The sequence below is a fragment of the Pseudomonas sp. Sample_22 genome, assembly GCF_004307635.1.
In the GTDB taxonomy this organism is placed as follows: Bacteria; Pseudomonadota; Gammaproteobacteria; order Pseudomonadales; family Pseudomonadaceae; genus Aquipseudomonas.
The window spans coordinates 133,169-151,778 of sequence record NZ_RCNY01000004.1 but is presented as its reverse complement, the minus strand read 5'-3'; the positions used below and the strand labels follow the sequence as shown (position 1 = coordinate 151,778).

Sequence of the window (18,610 nt, the reverse complement as noted above, 5' to 3'; positions counted from 1 at the left end):
AAATCTCTAGAGAAGAGGGTCAATGGCGCACAGTGGCGCCTGTGCGCTGTAGTCGTCGGCGTACGGGATGGCCGGTTGGAACAGACCTTTCCAGTCCGGTTGACCGAAGGCGCGATCGCTGTGGCTGCGCATCAGTTTTTCGAATTGTCGTTGGGCCTTGCGTTGCAGGGCGGGGTAGTCGACGCCTTGGACCTGACCTTCGTGCATCACGCAGCGGCCATCGATGTAACTGGCGATGCAGTCGTCACCGCGCCCGGCCAGAACCAGGTTTTTCAGCGGATCGAATAACGGCCCCAGGTGCATTCCGCGCAGATTGAACACCGTGATGTCGGCCTTGCAGCCCGGCGCGAGGCGACCGATATCGTCGCGGCCCAGTGCCTTGGCGCCGCCCAGGGTCGCCGCGTTGTACAGGTCCAGCGCGCTGGTCAGTTGATTGCCGCCCTCCATCAGGCGCGCAATGTTCAAGCCTTGACGCATGTTGTCCAGCAAGTCCGCCGGCCAGGTATCGGTGCCCAACGCGAAGTTGATGCCTTTGGCCCGATAGCGGCCGAACGAATTCAGCGCCTCGCCATCCCGGGCAAACACCACCGGGCAATGCACCAGGCTGGCGCCGCCATCCACCACTTGCTGCAGGTCTGCATCGCCGCGGGTATAGATGCCGTGGGGCAACAGGCTGCGCGGGGTCAGCAAGTCCAGTTGCTGCAACCAGCCCAGTGGCGAGGTGCCGCGCAGTTGCTCGACCATGGCCACTTCGCCGAGGCCCTGACAGCAATGCAAGCGCATCGGCGCGTTCAGCTCCCGACTCAGCGCGGCGGTGCGTTGCAACAGGGTGGGCGTGCAGGTCTGGATGCGATCAGGCAGTAGCGCACCGCGAATCAGGCCGCCGTTCGCGCCGTCGAAGTCCGCGAAAAAGCGCTCGGCCGCGTCGAGTCCGGCCAAGCCCCGGGGCTCATCCCAGTGATGCGCCAGGGTGCCGTCGGCCTGCCAGTAACTCATCCCGCTCATGTAGCAAGGACCGAGGTAAGTGCGCAGGCCCAACTCGGCCGCCACACCGGCCACGGCCGCAAACTCGTCGTAGGTTTCCGCCCATTCGCGGTAGTACATCGAGGTGATCGGCATGGCGGTGGTGATGCCGTTGCGGATCAGTTGCGTAAAGGCGTAGCGATACTTGGACACTTCTTCTTCAAGGCTGTAACTCTCCCGCGGGCCGCGCACCAGATATTCCGCGGACCACATGCGACCCATGTCGCGCTCTTCGCCGTTGTCCAGCGTCAACACCGTGGAATCGAGATCACCAAGGGCGTCCAGATCAATGAAGCCGGGGCCGATCAGTGCGTTGCCGTAGTCGATCCATTGATCCACCGGCTCAGCATAACCGCGCCCGACAAACTCAATGCGTGACCCGTTGAAGACCACTTCGCCGTCGCGCCACAGCACATGCTGCACACCGTCGAAGCCGACCACGCAACCGGCTCGTAAACCGATGCGTTTCACAGTCGGCTTTCCAGCAAGCGACCAGCCGATGCGATCAACCGACCTGCGCGATAGACCTGACGCAGCGGCCGGGAAACCACCGCCTCACCCAGTGTTTGTACCGGCATCAGCAGGAAGTCCGCGGGCTGGCCGATCTCCAGGCGATTCGCTTCGCGACCCAAAGCCTGGGCGCCATTCAACGTCGCGGCCTCAAACGCCGCTGCCAACTCTTCGTCCTTGTTCAAATCGAAACGGAACGCCAGCAACATGGCGCGCTCGAGCATGTCGCCATTACCCATGGGCGACCAGGCATCACGGATGCCGTCAGACCCCAGGCACACGTTCACCCCGGTTTCACGCAAGGCAAGGAACGGCGGCACGGCGCAGTCGGCAGGCGCCGAACTCATCAGCGAAATGTTCAAGGCAGCCAAGCGTTCGGCCAATGGTTTGACCTGACTCCACGGCAGCATGCCGAGGCAATAGGCGTGGCTGATCATCACTCGACCCTGGCGGTTGAAACGCTCGGTGTAGTCAGCGATCAGTGCAATCTGCCACAGGCCCAATTCGCCCTTGTCGTGCAGGTGAATGTCCACGCCGCGGTCAAAATCGCTGGCCAGCTTGAACACGAAATCCAGTTGCGCGACGGGATCATTGTCAATGCCACACGGGTCGAGCCCGCCGACGTTTTCCACGCCGAGGGCCATGGCTTCACGCATCAGTTCGGCAGTGCCGGGGCGGCTGATCAGCCCGGTTTGCGGGAATACCACCAGTTGCAGGTCGATCAGGTCACGGTATTTTTCGCGCAATTGCTGCATGGCCTCGACGTGACGCAAACCGAACTCCGGGTCGATGTCGACGTGGCAGCGCATCGTCAGCGAGCCACGGGCGATGCAGTTTTCCAGCAGCGCGCCGGCCCGTTGCGCGATGGGTGTCGTGACCTCGCGCAGGATGCGCCGTTCGTTGGCGATGTAGTCCTTGAGCGTCGGACCGGCGCTGTTTGGACGCCAGGGCTGGCCCCAAAGGGTTTTGTCCAAGTGCACATGGCTTTCCACCAGTGCCGGGGTCAGGAGTTGGTTCTGGCCATCGATGTCGGTCGCCAGCAGTTCGCTGGAGGAGGCCGGGCGGCGTTGGCTGAACCGACCGTTTTCGATCAACAGGTCCAAGGCGGTCGAACCGTAGGGCCGCACGTTGCGCAGCCAGCGGGGTTGGGTCATTGCATACCTCAAAATTTTTGGTGTTTGCGCGGGCCTCATCGCTGGCAAGCCAGCTCCCACAGTGATTTGCATTGATCACAAAACGTGTGAACACCTTCAAACCCTGTGGGAGCTGGCTTGCCAGCGATGGCCGCGACTCGGTTTCAAACCGGGCGATCAGCCCTTGAGCTTGGCCCAGATCCGGTCCTGCAGTTCCCGCGCCTTGTTGCTGCATTCCTTCTCGGGACGCAGGCGCGAGGCGAATTCGTCGGGCATGTTGATGGCGTCCATGACCCGCCATTTGGCGTCGATCAACTTGTCGCTCTGAATGCCGTTGGCGTAGGCGATGGCGTTGGACACGGCGGCGGCGTTTTCCGGCTTCATCATCCAGTCGATGAAGATTTTCGCGTTGCCGGGATGCGGTGCGCTTTTCGGCACGGCGAAGTTGTCCTGGAACATCGCCAGGCCTTCCTTCGGATAGACGTACTTGATCGTGCTCTTCTGCAAGGTGGCCCGGGCGGTGGAGCCGTTCCAGTTCTGCATCATGATCACTTCACCGGAGGCCATGCGGTCGACGGTGTTGTCCGAGCTGTACATCTTCAGGAACGGTTTCTGCTTTTGCAGCAGTTCGAGGATGCGTTTGGCGTCCTGCGGGTTTTCGCTGCACTCGTCGACGTTCAGGTAGTGGCTGGCGGCGTTGATCACGCTGCTGGAGGTGTCGAGGGCGGCGAGTTGGCCTTGCAGTTCCTTGCGCGGTTCGAAGAACTCTTTCCACGAGTCGTCGAGTTTGCCGCCAGGCACCCGGGCGCTGTCATAGGAAAACCCGGTGGTGCCCCACAGGTAAGGCGCGGAGAATTTGCGGCCAGGGTCGAAGCTCGGGTCACGGAACGCCGGTTTGACGTACTGGAAATTGGGCAGGGTCGAAGCGTCGATTTCCAGCAGCAAGTCCTGGTTGATCAGGGTGCGCATGATCGATTGCGACGGTACGATCACGTCATAGGCCGCGCCACCGGCCTGCAGTTTGGCCAGCAGGGTTTCGTTGCTGTCGTAGCCGTCCATGGTGACTTTGATGCCGGTCTCCTTTTCAAACTTGGCCAGCAACTCGACCGGGTAGTAATCGGTCCAGTTGTAGAAGAACAGCTCTTTGGGCTCGGCTGCCTGGACGCTGAAAGCAGTGAAGCAACTCAAGGCCAGACCGGCAACGGCGAAACGCATGCTTTTGACTTTCTTGCTCATAACGGAAGGCTCCAGGCTCATTGTTGTTTGCCGCGCTGTCCCAGCCAGAAAGCCAGCACTACCAGCACGATGGAAATCACCAGCATCAGGGTCGAGATCGCATTGATCTCCGGCGTTACCCCGGACTTGATTGCCGAGAAGATGTACACCGGCAGCGTCGTCGAACCCGGTCCTGCGACGAAGAACGTCATGATGAAATCGTCGAGGCTGACTACGAACGCCAGCACCGCTCCGGACAACACCGCCGGCCATAACAGCGGCAGCGTCACTCGGCGAAACACCTGCCACGGGTTGGCGTAGAGGTCGTTGGCCGCTTCCAGCAGACTCTTGTCCAGGTCATTCAGGCGTGCGCGGATCGGCAAATAGGCAAAGGGAATGCAGAAGCCGATGTGCGCGACGATCACCGTCAGCAAACCGAGCTTGATTCCCAGGGCCATGAACAGCAGCAGCGTGGCGACCGCGGTGACGATCTCCGGCAGGATCAACGGCAGGTTGATCCCACCCTCGACCATTTTCTGTCCGTAGAACGGCCGGTAAGTCGCCAGTGCCGCGAGCAGCGCAATCGCGGTGGCGCAGACCGTGGCGATGCTGGCGACGATGATCGAGTTCAGCGCCGCCGTCTGGATCGACGGGTTGGCCAGGATGCGCCCGTACCAGGCGAAGGAAAATTCGGTCCAGACCGTGGCCGAGCGATTGGCGTTGAAGCTGTAGGCGATCAACACGAAAATCGGCAGGTACAGGTAGGCCAGGATCAACAGGCTGACTTCGCGGGTCAGCGGCAGTTTTTTCAGGTGCAAGGCAATCATGCGGTAGCTCCCCGACGAAGGGTTTTGGCGGCGCTGCGGCTATACAAGGCGTACAGCACCAGCGACAGCAGCAGAATTCCCAGCAACAGGAACGACAGCGAACTGCCCAGCGGCCAATTGCGCGCGGTGCCGAATTGCTGCTGGATCAGGTTGCCGATCATCAAGGTCTTGCCACCGCCGAGAATCGCTGGGGTGATAAATGCGCCCAGGCTCGGCACGAACACCAGCAGGGAGCCGGCTATCACGCCCGGCATCGACAGTGGCAAGATGATCCGCCGCAACGCGTGCCAGCGATTGGCGCCAAGGTCGTAAGCGGCTTCCACCAGGCGCCAGTCGAGTTTTTCCAGAGTCGAGTAGATCGGCAGAATCATGAACGGCAGGAAGCTGTAGACCAGCCCGACGCTGACCGCGAAGTCGTTGTAGAGCAGGGTGATGCCACCGGCCTGGGGCAACAGCGCGTTGAGGCCTTGGGCGACCCAGCCGTGTTCGCGCAGGATGATCAGCCAGGCGTAGTTGCGGATCAGCAGGTTGGTCCAGAACGGGATGGTGATCAGCAACACCATCAGGTTGCGTCGACGCGGGGTCAGGCTCGACATCCACAACGCCACCGGAAAGCCGAACAGGAAACACAGGATGGTGGTGCCACCGGCCTGGAACACCGAACGGATCAGCGCCTGGGCATAGACCCAGTTCAGCTCCAGTTCGCCATCGAAACCCTCCTGGAAAAACAGCTGCACGTAACTTTGCAATTGCCAGTCGGCCTGCCAGTCAACGCCACCGTAGACGTTGCGCGGCAACAGGCTGATGTAACCCATGATGCCCAGCGGGATGGCGATCAGCGCCAGCAGGGTCAGGACCACCGGGCTGAGCAATAACGCACGGTTGAGGGCGGGAGAAGTACTGCTGACGCTCATCTCAGGCCTCCATCAACAGACAGGCGTGGGGCGGCAGGTTGACCGCGACGCGATCGCCGACCACTCGGCCATGGTTCAGGCCTTCGTTGTTCTCGCGCAGCATGACTTTAATGTCATTGTTCAGGCGGCACTGATAGAGGGTTGCAGTGCCGACATACAACACGGCCTCGATCACGCCGCGCAGGTGATGCGGTTGCGCCGGATCGACCAGTTGCGAGCGCTCGGGGCGAAACGCCAGTTGCACCCTGGAGCCGTCGAAGCCTTGGGCCGGGCAGGGGATCTCAACCGGCATGCCGTTGGGCACGAAGAGTTTTTCATTTTGCTGGCCACGCTTGAGGTGGCCGGGAAGGAAGTTGATGTCGCCGATGAATTGCGCGACGAACTGGTGCTGCGGACGCTCGTAGATGTCATTCGGTGTGCCGATCTGCAAGATCTTCCCGGCCGACATCACCGCAATGCGATCGGACAGGGTCAGTGCTTCTTCCTGATCGTGGGTGACGAAAATGAAGGTGATCCCGGCTTCTTTTTGCACGCGCTTGAGTTCGACCTGCATTTCCTTGCGCAGTTTGAGATCCAGCGCCGACAGCGGTTCATCCAGCAACAGCACTTTGGGTTTTGGCGCCAGAGCGCGGGCCAGAGCCACCCGTTGCTGCTGGCCGCCGGACAGTTCGGCCGGTTTGCGTTTGGCCAGGTGCTGCATTTGCACCAGCGCCAGCATCTCATCGACGCGTTGCGGGATCAGTTTGCGATCAAGGCCCTGCATCTCCAGGCCGAAGGCGATATTCTGCGCAACACTCATGTGTGGAAACAGCGCGTAGCTCTGGAATACCGTGTTGACCCGACGCTTGAACGGCGGCAGGTCATTCACCGGTTCGCCGGCCAGGCGGATTTCACCGTCGCTGACGTGCTCGAAACCGGCAATGGTGCGCAGCAAGGTGGTTTTGCCGCAGCCAGAAGGGCCAAGCAGGGTAAAGAATTCGTTGTCGGCGATATCGACCGAGACGTTGTCCAGGGCTGGAGCCAGACCGGGATCGTCGGAATAGCGTTTGGAGACGTTTCGCACTTCAATTGCAACTGGATGACCCATAATGGTGCATTCCTCTAATTATTGTATGCAAAATCTGGATGCAATTTAGAAATACCCGGATTAACCTGCCGGTGCAAGCCCCTTTTTCAATGGCTGGTTATTTCGCCAGGGCTGTTTGCACAGGGCGCTAGGAGTTGATGAATGACTGAAAAGAAACTGGAAACCACGGTCGACCGCGTCTACCAAGGGGTTTACGAAGCGATCAGCAAGCGTTCGTTGCGTCCGGGAATGAAACTCGGCGAGGCTTCCTTGGCCGAGCTTTTTAATGTCAGCCGTACGTCAGTCCGAGCCGCGCTCAAGCAATTGGAGGCTGACGGATTGGTCACCACCGAACCCAATAAAGGTGCATCGGTGTCGCTGCCCAGTGACGAAGAGATCCGTTCGCTGTTCGAGACCCGGCGCTTGATCGAAATCGGCATCGTCAGTGAACTGTGTCGGCGGCGCGATACAGCGGTGACACAGGACCTGCGCGATCACTTGTTGCTGGAAGATGAAGCGCACCTGAGCGGCGATCACGAACGGCTGATTCATCTGCTCGGCGAGTTCCACATCAAACTGGCTCGCAGCCTGAACAACCCGGTGCTGCTCGATTGGTTCCAGAAGCTGATATCCCGCGCTTCTCTGTACGCCGCAGCGCTGGACGACGACAGTCATGAAGCCTGCCGCGACGATGAACATCTGCGACTGATCGAATACATCGAAGCCGGCAACCAGAGCGCCGCTATCGAACTGACCTGCATGCATTTGAATGGCATCGAGAAAGCGATCCTCGACGTGGCCGCGACCTTGAAGAGCAGCTACAACCCGCTCAAGCATTTAATAGAGGTTTGAATTCAACGCAGATCGATGCAGGAGCGAGCCTGCTCGCGATGGACGTCAACGATAACGTTCCCTGACTGATTGATCGCAGTGTCTTGAGATTTTTCGCCAGCAGGCTGGCTCCTACAGGGATTGAGGCGTTTGCGGGCCGGAGGTTGGCCCGTGAGAATCAGCTATACCTCTATGAAACGAATGGCGCGCACGATGCTCGAAACAATCGGGTGCAGTAACCGGGGCGTAGAGTCAGCCTATGCAATTTCTAGAAGATAGCCATGGGTGTTCTGGCTGGAACGGCGAAATGGCCGAGCGCATTCGTACGTTCGACTGGAGCGGGACCGAGTTGGGCGCGATCGAAAACTGGTCCAAAAGCCTGAGCGGCACGGTGCAGTTGATGCTTGCTTCGCCGTTGCCGATGGTGATGCTCTGGGGCCGGCCAGGCTACATGATCTACAACGACGCCTATTCGCAGTTTGCCGGCGGGCGTCATCCGTATCTGTTGGGGTCACCGGTTGAGCTGGGCTGGCCGGAAGTTGCCGAATTCAATCGGCACGTGGTCGATACCTGCCTGGCGGGCGGCACCTTGTCCTATCGCAACAAGGAACTGGTATTGCTGCGCGACGGTGTGCCGGAAGACGTCTGGCTGGATCTCTATTACAGCCCGGTCGCCAACGATGACGGTTACCCCGGCGGGGTCATGGCCATGGTGGTGGAAACCACCGAGTTGGTGATTTCCGAGCGTCTGCGCCAAGCCGCGGAAAATGCCTATCGCGCCGACAACGAACGGGTACGTCTGGCACTCAATGCCGGAGCCTTGCTCGGCTCATTTGTCTGGGACATCAAGTCCAACGTGTTGAGTGGCGATGATCGCTTTGCCCGCACCTTTTCCTATCCTGCCGGGCAGAGCCTGGACAACCTGCCGCAGGAAATTGCCGAAGCGCGCATCCATCCCGACGATCTCGCCTGGGTTCAGGAACAAGTCAAACAATCGATGCAGACCGGCTCGCCTTTCAACGCCGAATACCGGGTGTTGCGTCCTGACGGCAGTTTCCTGTGGGTGTTGGCCAGCGGTTGTTGCGAGTTCGATGAACAGGATCAGCCCTTGCGTTTTCCCGGTGTGCTGATCGACATTCACGAACGCAAGATCGCCGAAGAATCCTTGCTCAAGTTCACCCGGGATCTGGAGCAGCGCGTGGCCTATGAAGTCGAAGCGCGGCTGGTGGCGGAGGAGCAGTTGCGCCAGTCGCAGAAGCTCGAAGCCATTGGCGGTCTCACCGGTGGCGTGGCCCACGACTTCAATAACCTGTTGCAGGTGATCGCCGGCAACCTGCATTTACTGGCGCGCCACGAACCGGACAACGTCAACGTGCAACGTCGGGTCAATTCCTCGCTTGCCGCTGTCGAGCGCGGTGCAAAATTGTCTTCGCAGCTGTTGGCCTTCGCCCGTCGTCAACCGCTTTCCCCGGCGATTTGTACGCCGCAGCAGATTTTTGACGGCCTCGGCGAATTGTTGCAGCGTGCGTTGGGCGAAACCATCCTGGTGCATATGACCGCGCCCGCTGAGCCCTGGCGGGTTTTTGTCGACCGCAATCAGTTGGAAAACGCCATTCTCAACCTGGTGATCAATGCCCGCGACGCAATGAAAGGCGAGGGGACGATCGAGTTGAGCGCCGACAACATTCGCCTGGACCATGAGTTCTGTACCGGCAAAGGCATCGTGCCCGGTGACTATGTACAAGTCAGCGTGGCCGACACCGGGGGCGGCATGGCGCCGCAGGTGCTCGCCCAGGCATTTGAACCGTTTTTCACCACCAAGCCCGACGGACAGGGAACGGGGTTGGGGCTGAGCATGGTGTTCGGTTTCGTCAAGCAGAGTGGCGGCCATATCGAGATGTCCAGCGTCGTCGGCCAGGGCACGCGGGTGGCCCTTTATTTTCCGCGCAGCCTGCGTCCGATGGACAGCGAAAGCAGCACGCCGGACGTGCAGCAGCGTGGCGGACACGAGCGGGTGCTGGTGGTGGAAGACAACGACGCGGTGCGTGCTTCGTCGGTGGAGTTGCTGCGAGAGGAGGGCTATGAGGTGCTGACCGCCGCGAACGCCGATGTCGCCATGCAAATGCTGTTGGAAGGGGTATCGGTTGACCTGATTTTCACTGATGTGGTCATGCCTGGCCTGATCAAGAGCTCGGACCTGGCCGCCTGGGCCAAGGTGCAAAATCCTCCGGTGGCGGTGCTGTTCACCTCAGGGCATACCCGTGACATCATCTCGCGTAATCACCAGCTCAGCCCCGATACCCATCTGCTGAGCAAACCCTACAGCCCGGATGCGCTGACCCGGATGATTCGCACGGTCCTCAACGGCTGACACCGGATTTTTTCGCGACCTTACTTTTCAAGGCTACCCGATGACTTCAACGCGCACCTCCAACCCAACCTCCGGCATGGTCAGGGTGCGCGGCGCCCGGGAACACAATCTCAAGAACGTCGACGTCGATATCCCGCGCGATGCCTTGGTCGTGTTCACCGGGGTATCCGGGTCGGGCAAGTCATCTCTGGCGTTTTCGACACTGTATGCGGAAGCGCAACGGCGTTATTTCGAATCGGTGGCGCCGTATGCGCGGCGGTTGATCGATCAGGTCGGCGTGCCGGACGTGGACTCCATCGAAGGCTTGCCGCCTGCCGTCGCCTTGCAGCAGCAACGGGGCACGCCGAGTACACGTTCTTCGGTGGGCAGCGTAACGACGCTGTCGAGCCTGATCCGCATGTTGTATTCCCGTGCCGGCAGCTACCCGGCGGGGCAACCGATGCTGTATGCCGAAGACTTTTCCCCGAATACACCGCAAGGCGCCTGCCCTGAGTGCCATGGGCTGGGCCGGGTCTATGAAGTCACCGAAGCGCTGATGGTGCCGGACCCGAACCTGACCATCCGCCAGCGTGCCGTGGCGTCCTGGCCGTTGGCATGGCAGGGCCAGAACCTGCGGGACATTCTGGTGACCATGGGCTATGACGTCGATATTCCTTGGCGCAAACTGCCGAAAAAACAGCGCGACTGGATTCTCTTCACTGAAGAAACGCCTACGGTGCCGGTGTATGCCGGGCTTACGCCGGAAGAAACCCGGGTCGCCCTCAAGCGCAAAATGGAGCCGAGTTACCAGGGCACCTTCACCGGCGCGCGGCGCTACATCCTGCACACGTTTACCCACTCGCAAAGTGCGCTGATGAAGAAGCGTGTTTCGCAATTCATGCTCGGCAGCCCTTGCCCTTTGTGTGAAGGCAAACGCCTCAAGCGCGAGGCGTTGTCGGTGACCTTCGCCGGCTACGACATCGGCGAACTGTCGCAGATGCCCTTGCTGCAAGTCGCTGAAGTGCTCAAGCCCGTGGCGGCCCAACACTACCTGGAAGAAGGCGAGGAGGCAGGGGAAGTGCTGACTCACGACCAGACCCGCCAGGCCCGGGAACAACGCGTGGCCCACGGGGCCAGCGGTCATGCCAACGCCCCGGATGTGCGCCACACGCCAAACCTGTCGGTGGAGAAACGCCTGGCTGCACAAAGGATCGCCCAGGATCTGCTGGAACGGGTCAGCACCCTGACCGATCTGGGGCTTGGTTATCTGGCGCTGGAGCGCAGTACGCCGACGCTGTCTTCGGGTGAATTGCAGCGTCTGCGCCTGGCGACGCAACTGGGCTCACAACTGTTCGGCGTGATCTACGTGCTGGATGAGCCCTCTGCGGGCCTGCATCCAGCGGATGGCGAGGCGCTGTTCGAGGCGCTGCAACGCTTGAAAGCGGCGGGCAATACGTTATTTGTGGTCGAGCACGATCTGGAAACCATGCGTCGCGCCGACTGGTTGATCGACGTCGGCCCGGCCGCGGGTGAGCTTGGCGGTCGCGTGCTGTACAGCGGCGCGCCGGCCGGCTTGGCCGACGTTGCTGACTCGCAAACCCGTGCGTATCTGTTCGCCGACAAAACCCGCCAATCGCAAGCCAGCCGCAAGCCCAGCGACTGGCTGCGCCTGGAGGGCATCACGCGCAATAACCTCAACGACCTCAGTGTTGAGTTTCCATTGGGTTGCTTCACCGCGGTCACCGGTGTCTCAGGGTCTGGCAAATCCAGTCTGGTCAGCCAGGCGCTGCTGGAACTGGTCGGCGCGCACCTGGGACGCCCAACGGTCGACCATGATCCGCAAGAACTGAGCCTGGAAGACGACGCGCCGCAAGTCAGTGGCGGGCAGGTCAGCGCAGGCCTGGATTCGATCAAGCGACTGGTGCAAGTCGATCAGAAACCCATTGGCCGCACACCACGCTCCAACCTTGCGACCTACACCGGGCTGTTCGACAACGTGCGCAAGCTCTTTGCCGCCACACCTGAGGCTCAGGCGGCGGGTTACGACGCCGGGCAGTTTTCGTTCAACGTCGCCAAGGGCCGTTGCCCAACCTGTGAAGGCGAAGGTTTTGTCAGCGTTGAGTTGCTGTTCATGCCCAGCGTCTATGCGCCTTGCCCGACGTGCCACGGTGCGCGCTACAACCCGCAAACGCTGGCGATCGGTTGGCAGGGCCGCAATATTGCCCAGGTGCTGCAATTGACCGTGGACGAGGCGGTGGAAGTATTCGCCGAGCAAGCTGCAATTCGACGCTCACTGGAAGTGCTGCGCGACATCGGCCTCGGTTATCTGCGTCTCGGCCAACCGGCCACCGAACTGTCAGGCGGCGAAGCGCAGCGGATCAAACTGGCCACAGAGTTGCAGCGCAATCAACGCGGGGCGACGCTGTACGTGCTCGATGAACCGACCACCGGCCTGCACCCGCGGGACGTCGATCGCCTGCTGGAACAGTTGAACAACCTGGTGACGGCCGGGCATACGGTGATCGTTGTCGAACATGAAATGCGTGTGGTCGCGCAGAGTGACTGGGTGATCGATATCGGACCGGGAGCCGGAGATCAGGGCGGCAAGATTGTCGTGGCAGGGACGCCGCAGAAAGTCGCGAAGAACAAAAAGAGCCGGACAGCGCCGTTTTTGGCTCGTGCCTTGTGATCAATCCCTGTGGCAGCCCGTCTGCCGGCGAAAAATCTCCCGACACCACGATCATTCAGACAGGGCACGTTACCGTTGACGCCCATCGCCTACAGGGTTTGAAGGTCATCAGGCGCCGTCGATCGTACGCCGCACCTTGTCCAGCAGTTCCTTGATCTGGAACGGCTTGATCAGCATGTCCATGCCGTCACCGAGGAACACCTGGCGGTTGATTGCGGTTTCGGCGTAGCCGGTCATGAACAGGATCGGCAAGGTACTGCGCCATCCACGGGCAACATCGGCCAACTCCCGACCGGTCATGCGTGGCAGGCCGACGTCGGTGAGCAACAAGTCAATGGATTGATCATTCTGCAAGCGCTCCAGGGCTTCCTCGATCTCGGCGACCTGCGTGCAGCGATAACCGGCGTCCACCAAAACCTCGGCGACGAACATGCGCACCGACGGAGTGTCTTCGACGATCAATATGTGTTCGCCCGCCCCTTGCGGGTCGACGGTAGTGGGCAGGATTTCATTGGAGGTAGGATCGGAGCTTGCCGGCAGCATGATGGTCACTTCGGTGCCGCGCCGGGCCACGCTGCGAATGTGTGCATCGCCACCGGATTGCCTGGCGAAACCGTAGATGGTCGACAATCCGAGCCCGGTCCCCTGGCCCAGCGGTTTGGTGGTGAAGAACGGATCGAACACCTTGTCGATCACGCTGTGGTCAATACCGGTGCCGTCGTCACGCACGGACAAGGCGACATAAGCGCCATCGGCGAGGTTGGGATCTCCGTGGGAATACGCGGCATACGTATTGACCCAAATGTTGCCACCCTGTGGCAGAGCGTCGCGCGCGTTGATCACCAGATTGAGGACGGCACTTTCCAGCTGGATCGGGTCGACCAGGGCAATCGCCGCTTTGCTCGTCAGCTCAAGCTTCAAGGCAATGCGTTCGCCGATGGTGCGCACCAGCAGTTCCTCAAGGGAGCGGATGTGCTCGTTGATGTCCACTGGCCTTGTATCGAGCGGTTGCTGCCGGGCAAATGCCAGCAGGCGATGGGTCAGGGAAGCTGCACTCATCGCCGAGTTCAACGCCGCTTCGGTGTAGAACTGGACCTTGTCGGTGCGTGAATCGGCCACACGCTTCTGGATCAGTTCCAGACTGGTGATGATGCCGGTGAGCAAGTTGTTGAAGTCGTGGGCAATACCGCCGGTCAATTTGCCCAGCGCATCCATTTTTTGCACCTGCAACAACTGCGCCTCGGTGCGCACGCGTTCCGCCACTTCCTTGGCCAACTGGGTGGTGGCGTCGTCCAGCCGTGCCAGATGTGAGCGTTCGCGGTGGCGGTGCTCGGTGACATCCTCGACAAACACCAGGCTCAGTTGCGGTGTGCGATACGGCGAAATCTGCCACTCGGTTTCACGGATCTGGCCCTGCACGCGCATGTTCAGGGTGCCTTTCCAGCGTTCGCCGTATGACAGCCGCAGACGCAGTTCGTTGATGATCGAGGCCTGATCGTCGGCGAAGCACTCGTGAAGTGTATCGGACGCGAGGTTGTCCACGGTCAGTTGGGCAAAGGCATGGTTGCACTCATGGATCTTCAGCCCGGCATCCAGCACCGCGATAGGCGCCGACACGTTGACGAAGATCTCGCGAAAACGCGCCTCGCTTTCGCGTAGCGCATTCTCGGTTTCGCGCACCCGCAACAAGGTGCGCAGCGTCGCCAGCAGCACGTCCGGGTCTACTGGATGGATCAGGTAGGCATCGGCGCCCGCGTCGAGGCCGGTGATGATGTCCCCGGTCTGGATCGAGGCGGCTGATACGTGGATCACCGGAAGCAAGGCGGTCGCGGGATCGGAGCGCAGTTTGCGCACGATGTCGAACCCGCTCATGTCCGGCAGGTTGACGTCGAGAATCAATGCATCGAAGTTGACGCTGTCGATCAACTCCAGGCCCTCGTTGCCGGTGCCGGCTTCGAGCACTTCATAGCCATGGCGCTCAAGGCGTCGACGCAGGGCGTAGCGGGTGGCGACATTGTCGTCGACAATCAATAAGCGAAGGTCACGTTTCATCGGTGTACTCCGTGGCGATCGCCAGCGGGATGATCACGTAAAAGGTCGAGCCCGTGCCTGGCGTACTCTGGACGCCGACTTCGCCGCCCAGCAAACCGGCGAAGCGTTTGCACAGGGACAGCCCGAGCCCGGTTCCGCGCAGGCGCTTTTGCAGCGGTGAATCGACCTGGGAAAAGTCTTCGAACAATGCGCCATGTAGCTCCGGAGCGATACCTATTCCGGTGTCGCTGACGGCAAAACGCACGTGGGAGCTGTTTTCAAGGCGTGCCGAGACCCGGACTTCGCCATGGGTGGTGAATTTCAGCGAATTGGCGATGAAATTGCGCAGGATCTGCGCGAGTTTCTTGTCATCGGTGTACAGGCGCGGCAGTCCCACCGGCTCTTCGAATATCAGGTCCACGGCGGTCGCGTCGACAATCGGTCGAAACATGCCGCGCAGGGCGGCGAACAGGTCGAACATATCGAACCAGGCCGGCGATATGGTGATGCGCCCGGCTTCTATCTTCGCCAGATCCAGCAGGTCGTCGACCATATCGCTCAGCTCGCGCGCAGAATTGCTGACGAATGCCACTTGCTTGTGTTGCTCGGCGCTCAAAGGGCCATCGAGTTCATCGGTCAACAGACTGGCGATGCTCAGGATCGAGCCCAATGGGGTGCGAAACTCATGGCTCATGTACGACAGAAAGCGACTTTTTAAATCCGAGGCCTGACGCAATTGTTCGGCCTGGGTGTCGAGTTCCGCGTACAGCGCCAGCACACCCTGGTTGGTTTCATCGAGTTCGGCGCGCAGGGCATCGGCTTCCCCCTGCAACTGGGCGATCAGTGCTGCTTGTTCGTCAATCTGAGTCGCAGGTGCGTCAGGCATGAGCGGCCTCCAGAGCAATGACCAATACCGTGACGTCGTCCCGTCCACGGCAGAAGTCGCGGTGCAAAATCGCGGCAATCACGGCGGGATGGCGATGCACCAGGCCGGGGTAATCCTGCAGGTTCCAGCGCGACTGCAGGCCGTCGCTGTACATGATCAGCAACTGTCCGTTGACCTGAGCATAGTCAAAGGCTTGTGCCTTTCGATACTGGCCGCCGACGATGCCGGGATGAGAGGCCAGTCCGCGAGACTTGTCCGCTGCAATCAGGCAGGCGCCGATATTGCCGATGCCGACGAATTTCAACGCATCGTTGCCAGCATCGAACTGCGCAATGGCCATTGCACCGCCGCGAGTACCGACCATGGCCAGATGCATTTCTTGCAGCGCCAGTACCGGCGAAGCAAATGGCGCCAGTGCGAAGGTTTTTTCGCCGGCGCGGGCGGCTCGTTCGGCTTCTTCGCCATGGCCCAGGCCATCGATCACCAGCGCGCTGATGCGTGGCCCGTCGAAGGCCAGGTGCCAGACATCGCCGCAGGCCGGATCGTTGTGCAACGAGTGCTGGCTGATGCCGACGCGGCGATCAGCCGTCTTGTCCTGGCGTGGATACAAGCGCGTCAGCAGCACGGTGCCGCGTGAGTCTGCATACACGTCGAAGACTTCTGTCTGACGCGAAACGGCGCCCAGCCCGATGCCCTGAGTGCCGCCGGTGGAGAAACCATCGGCCAGGCACGCTTGCAGGTCAAAGCCTCTGGCGCGGTCTATTGCGATCATTTCAATGCCGGTACTCTTCCCGCGGGGTAATACCCGCAGGTGCAGTTCGCCATGGGTGGCATGTTTGAGAATGTTGCTGGCAAGCTCGGTCGCCACCAGTGCTACACGACCTGCATCGGTACTGTCGAAGTCATGTTTTTCGGCGAGTTGTTGGGCGGTGCGCCGTGCGTGCCCGATCTGACTGCTGTCTTCGATCACCAGCACCTGGGTCATCGATCCGCCAATATTCAAGTCCATCGCGTGATCGTCACGCGAGTGCCCTGGCCAGGCGCGGTGTCGAGTTCGAACTCGTTGACCAGCCGCTTGGCGCCGGTCAGGCCCAGTCCAAGACCACTGCCGGAGGTCCAGCCATCGGTCATTGCCAGCTTGATGTCGGGAATGCCGGGGCCTTCGTCGCGAAAAACCAGGCGCAGGCCGCAACGGGCCTGGTCGTCGAGGATCTGCCAGTCCATGTCGCCGCCTCCGCCGTACACCATGGTGTTACGCGCCAGTTCGCTGACAGCGGTCACCAGTTTGGTCAGGTCGATAAGGCGCATGCCGCATTCCTGGGCCAGCTTGCGTGTCAGTTGCCGAGCCAGGACCACGTCCTGCTCGATGTGAATCGGATGAGTGCCGCTGCTGCGTACGATCATTGTTCACGTACTCGTTCCTGAAGCAGTTTCATCCCGCGTTCGACATTCAGCGCGGTGCTGACGCCGGGCAAGGTCAGGCCCAGTTCCACCAGGGTGATCGCCACCGCCGGTTGCATGCCGACCAGCACGGTCTGGGCATCCATGATTTTCGAGAGACCGGAAATCGTCCCGATCATCCGGCCGATAAAGGAATCGACCATGTCCAGGGCGGAGATGTCGATCAGTACGCCCCGGGCGGAAGTGCGGCTGATCCGCTCGGACAAGTCGTCCTGAAGCGTCAGCGCCAACTGGTCGTGCATGTCGACCTGAATGGTCACCAGCAAGAAGTCGCCCATTTGTAATATCGGGATTCGCTCCATAAGCTCACACCGCCTTGCTGATGGTCATTCCCAACCGGGTCAGTGCCAGTTTCAGGGCATCGGCCAGATTGGCTTTGGTCACCACGCCTTGCAGGTCCAGGCCCAGGTGCACGATGGTCTGGGCAATCTGCGGACGCACACCACTGATGATGCAATCGGCGCCCATCAGGCGAATCGCCGTGACAGTTTTGAGCAGGTGTTGCGCCACCAGCGTATCGACGGTGGGCACACCCGTGATGTCGATAATGGCAATTTCCGAACCGGTGTCGACGATTCGCTGCAACAGCGATTCCATGACCACCTGAGTGCGTTGCGAATCCAGGGTGCCGATCATCGGCAGCGCCAATACGCCATCCCAGAGTTTGACCACCGGCGTCGACAGTTCCAGCAGTTCTTCCTGCTGACGCTTGATCACCGCCTCGCGGGATTTCTGGAAGGTGCGGATAGTGTGCAGGCCCAGGGCGTCGAGCAGTTCGGAGACTTCCAGAAGCTGTTCGGCCAATAGCGCCGGACTGTCCTGATAGTGGTTTTGCAGCAGTGCAAACAACGGCCCTTTCAAGGCGAAGATGAAACTGGCGGTCTGCTGAGAGTCGTGGCCCAGCAGGGCACGGCTATGGGAGAGTTTTTCGAGAAACTGGCGAATGTCGTCCCAGCCCGGGGCGGCGATATTCTGGGTGTTGCCGCTCTGCAGGCCCGAGATGATCAGCTCGAGGAATTGCGACGTTTGCTGCTGCAAGTCCTGGACTTTGAGATTGCGTGTGGCACCACTGGTTTCGAGGTCGTTTGTCCATTGGGCAAGCAATTGTGCCGAGTTCTTTTTCATTGCATCGAGCGTGGTGGATTGCAGTGCCGCCATGAGACTTGACTCCTTGAGTTTAAGCGCCGACTCCCCAAAAAATGACCGGCGCAGTTGAATGACCTTTGCCGGATGAAATAGTTGTTGGTTTTCCAAGGCTTTTTTTCATTTCGGCACATGGACTTTAGTCGGCGAAGGCCGTTTCGGTAGTTTTTCACGGAGAATCAGTGCTCCGAAGGAACCCTGAAGCTCAGCCGACTTCGAAACTTCAAGGCTCGGCTATTGAGTCTGGCCGCGCGGATGCAGTGACGAGGACGTAACCATGAAAGACCAATCGATAACGCCGCAAAAGGATCGACCGCAAAGCGACAACCTTGGCGAACCCGTGGAAAACACCCCGCAGCCGCAAAGCGGCGATGACGCGGTTGACCAGAAAAACCGCCATACCGATAACGACAATGAGTTCAGCCCGGGCTTCAAACCCAACCCGGACCGCCCAAAACCCAGCGATGACACCGATGCCGATATCGACACCGATGGCGGCTGAAATCCGCAAATAAAGAAAGCCGCATCTAA

At 60.3% G+C, this 18,610-nt stretch carries 16 protein-coding genes; 4 read left to right on the top strand and 12 right to left on the bottom strand.

The window, feature by feature from the left end:
• Nucleotides 1-6: 6 nt before the first annotated feature.
• The 6 genes from D8U73_RS00625 to D8U73_RS00600 all read right to left on the bottom strand — a co-directional run bounded on the left by D8U73_RS00625 (nucleotide 7) and on the right by D8U73_RS00600 (nucleotide 6,709).
• Nucleotides 7-1,494 (bottom strand): amidohydrolase family protein, encoded by a 1,488-nt coding sequence (locus tag D8U73_RS00625; RefSeq protein WP_130903454.1) that lies wholly within the window; start codon nucleotides 1,492-1,494, stop codon nucleotides 7-9.
• Nucleotides 1,491-2,687, bottom strand: a complete 1,197-nt coding sequence (locus D8U73_RS00620) for an amidohydrolase family protein (RefSeq protein WP_130903453.1) — start codon at nucleotides 2,685-2,687, stop codon at nucleotides 1,491-1,493. The genes D8U73_RS00625 and D8U73_RS00620 overlap by 4 nt, the downstream gene beginning before the upstream one ends.
• Before the next feature lie 156 nt (nucleotides 2,688-2,843).
• Nucleotides 2,844-3,902, bottom strand: coding sequence for an extracellular solute-binding protein (locus D8U73_RS00615; RefSeq protein WP_130903452.1), 1,059 nt, complete (start codon nucleotides 3,900-3,902; stop codon nucleotides 2,844-2,846).
• Nucleotides 3,903-3,919: 17 nt separating this feature from the next.
• On the bottom strand, nucleotides 3,920-4,708 hold the full coding sequence (locus D8U73_RS00610) for an ABC transporter permease (RefSeq protein WP_056852845.1): 789 nt from the start codon (nucleotides 4,706-4,708) through the stop codon (nucleotides 3,920-3,922).
• The gene (locus D8U73_RS00605; protein WP_056852844.1) at nucleotides 4,705-5,622 is read right to left on the bottom strand and encodes an ABC transporter permease; all 918 of its coding nucleotides are present in this window, start codon (nucleotides 5,620-5,622) and stop codon (nucleotides 4,705-4,707) included. Before D8U73_RS00605 ends, D8U73_RS00610 begins: the two co-directional genes overlap by 4 nt.
• 1 nt (nucleotide 5,623) lies before the next feature.
• Nucleotides 5,624-6,709 (bottom strand): ABC transporter ATP-binding protein, encoded by a 1,086-nt coding sequence (locus D8U73_RS00600; RefSeq protein WP_056852843.1) that lies wholly within the window; start codon nucleotides 6,707-6,709, stop codon nucleotides 5,624-5,626.
• Between the two features lie 141 nt (nucleotides 6,710-6,850).
• On the opposite strand from D8U73_RS00600, the gene D8U73_RS00595 reads away from it, so the two are divergent.
• From D8U73_RS00595 to D8U73_RS00585, 3 genes are all read left to right on the top strand, one after another.
• Nucleotides 6,851-7,540, top strand: a complete 690-nt coding sequence (locus D8U73_RS00595; RefSeq protein ID WP_130903451.1) for a GntR family transcriptional regulator — start codon at nucleotides 6,851-6,853, stop codon at nucleotides 7,538-7,540.
• Nucleotides 7,541-7,778: 238 nt separating this feature from the next.
• Nucleotides 7,779-9,890 (top strand): PAS domain-containing hybrid sensor histidine kinase/response regulator, encoded by a 2,112-nt coding sequence (locus D8U73_RS00590; protein WP_130903450.1) that lies wholly within the window; start codon nucleotides 7,779-7,781, stop codon nucleotides 9,888-9,890.
• A gap of 40 nt (nucleotides 9,891-9,930) precedes the next feature.
• A complete protein-coding gene (locus D8U73_RS00585; protein WP_130903449.1) occupies nucleotides 9,931-12,558 on the top strand; it encodes an excinuclease ABC subunit UvrA in 2,628 nt (875 codons plus the stop codon).
• 108 nt (nucleotides 12,559-12,666) lie between these two features.
• Here the strand turns inward: D8U73_RS00585 and D8U73_RS00580 are convergent, their stop codons facing one another.
• The 6 genes from D8U73_RS00580 to D8U73_RS00555 are packed head-to-tail and all read right to left on the bottom strand — an operon-like array spanning nucleotide 12,667 to nucleotide 18,094.
• Nucleotides 12,667-14,610 carry a response regulator gene (locus tag D8U73_RS00580; protein ID WP_130903448.1) on the bottom strand — a complete coding sequence of 648 codons (1,944 nt, stop codon included), beginning with the start codon at nucleotides 14,608-14,610 and terminating at the stop codon, nucleotides 12,667-12,669.
• Nucleotides 14,600-15,475 (bottom strand): ATP-binding protein, encoded by an 876-nt coding sequence (locus D8U73_RS00575; RefSeq protein ID WP_130903447.1) that lies wholly within the window; start codon nucleotides 15,473-15,475, stop codon nucleotides 14,600-14,602. Before D8U73_RS00575 ends, D8U73_RS00580 begins: the two co-directional genes overlap by 11 nt.
• The gene (locus D8U73_RS00570) at nucleotides 15,468-16,484 is read right to left on the bottom strand and encodes an ATP-binding protein (RefSeq protein ID WP_177336553.1); all 1,017 of its coding nucleotides are present in this window, start codon (nucleotides 16,482-16,484) and stop codon (nucleotides 15,468-15,470) included. The genes D8U73_RS00575 and D8U73_RS00570 overlap by 8 nt, the downstream gene beginning before the upstream one ends.
• Nucleotides 16,475-16,879, bottom strand: coding sequence for an anti-sigma regulatory factor (locus tag D8U73_RS00565; protein WP_056852838.1), 405 nt, complete (start codon nucleotides 16,877-16,879; stop codon nucleotides 16,475-16,477). The genes D8U73_RS00570 and D8U73_RS00565 overlap by 10 nt, the downstream gene beginning before the upstream one ends.
• Complete coding sequence (locus D8U73_RS00560) at nucleotides 16,876-17,238, bottom strand: STAS domain-containing protein (RefSeq protein WP_056852837.1); 363 nt, start codon at nucleotides 17,236-17,238, stop codon at nucleotides 16,876-16,878. Before D8U73_RS00560 ends, D8U73_RS00565 begins: the two co-directional genes overlap by 4 nt.
• A 4-nt stretch (nucleotides 17,239-17,242) precedes the next feature.
• Nucleotides 17,243-18,094: an STAS domain-containing protein gene (locus tag D8U73_RS00555; RefSeq protein ID WP_130903446.1), complete on the bottom strand. Its 852-nt coding sequence runs from the start codon at nucleotides 18,092-18,094 to the stop codon at nucleotides 17,243-17,245.
• Between the two features lie 262 nt (nucleotides 18,095-18,356).
• On the opposite strand from D8U73_RS00555, the gene D8U73_RS00550 reads away from it, so the two are divergent.
• Nucleotides 18,357-18,581 (top strand): hypothetical protein, encoded by a 225-nt coding sequence (locus D8U73_RS00550; RefSeq protein ID WP_130903445.1) that lies wholly within the window; start codon nucleotides 18,357-18,359, stop codon nucleotides 18,579-18,581.
• Nucleotides 18,582-18,610 lie beyond the last annotated feature (29 nt).

Bases quoted from the DNA above. Each gene is read 5' to 3' on its own strand.
- D8U73_RS00620 (WP_130903453.1), bottom strand. From the start codon at position 2,687: ATGACCCAACCCCGCTGGCTGCGCAACGTGCGGCCCTACGGTTCGACC.
- D8U73_RS00615 (WP_130903452.1), bottom strand. From the start codon at position 3,902: ATGAGCAAGAAAGTCAAAAGCATGCGTTTCGCCGTTGCCGGTCTGGCC.
- D8U73_RS00610 (WP_056852845.1), bottom strand. From the start codon at position 4,708: ATGATTGCCTTGCACCTGAAAAAACTGCCGCTGACCCGCGAAGTCAGC.
- D8U73_RS00605 (WP_056852844.1), bottom strand. From the start codon at position 5,622: ATGAGCGTCAGCAGTACTTCTCCCGCCCTCAACCGTGCGTTATTGCTC.
- D8U73_RS00600 (WP_056852843.1), bottom strand. From the start codon at position 6,709: ATGGGTCATCCAGTTGCAATTGAAGTGCGAAACGTCTCCAAACGCTAT.
- D8U73_RS00595 (WP_130903451.1), top strand. From the start codon at position 6,851: ATGACTGAAAAGAAACTGGAAACCACGGTCGACCGCGTCTACCAAGGG.
- D8U73_RS00590 (WP_130903450.1), top strand. From the start codon at position 7,779: ATGCAATTTCTAGAAGATAGCCATGGGTGTTCTGGCTGGAACGGCGAA.
- D8U73_RS00585 (WP_130903449.1), top strand. From the start codon at position 9,931: ATGACTTCAACGCGCACCTCCAACCCAACCTCCGGCATGGTCAGGGTG.
- D8U73_RS00580 (WP_130903448.1), bottom strand. From the start codon at position 14,610: ATGAAACGTGACCTTCGCTTATTGATTGTCGACGACAATGTCGCCACC.
- D8U73_RS00575 (WP_130903447.1), bottom strand. From the start codon at position 15,475: ATGCCTGACGCACCTGCGACTCAGATTGACGAACAAGCAGCACTGATC.
- D8U73_RS00570 (WP_177336553.1), bottom strand. From the start codon at position 16,484: ATGGACTTGAATATTGGCGGATCGATGACCCAGGTGCTGGTGATCGAA.
- D8U73_RS00565 (WP_056852838.1), bottom strand. From the start codon at position 16,879: ATGATCGTACGCAGCAGCGGCACTCATCCGATTCACATCGAGCAGGAC.
- D8U73_RS00560 (WP_056852837.1), bottom strand. From the start codon at position 17,238: ATGGAGCGAATCCCGATATTACAAATGGGCGACTTCTTGCTGGTGACC.
- D8U73_RS00555 (WP_130903446.1), bottom strand. From the start codon at position 18,094: ATGGCGGCACTGCAATCCACCACGCTCGATGCAATGAAAAAGAACTCG.
- D8U73_RS00550 (WP_130903445.1), top strand. From the start codon at position 18,357: ATGAAAGACCAATCGATAACGCCGCAAAAGGATCGACCGCAAAGCGAC.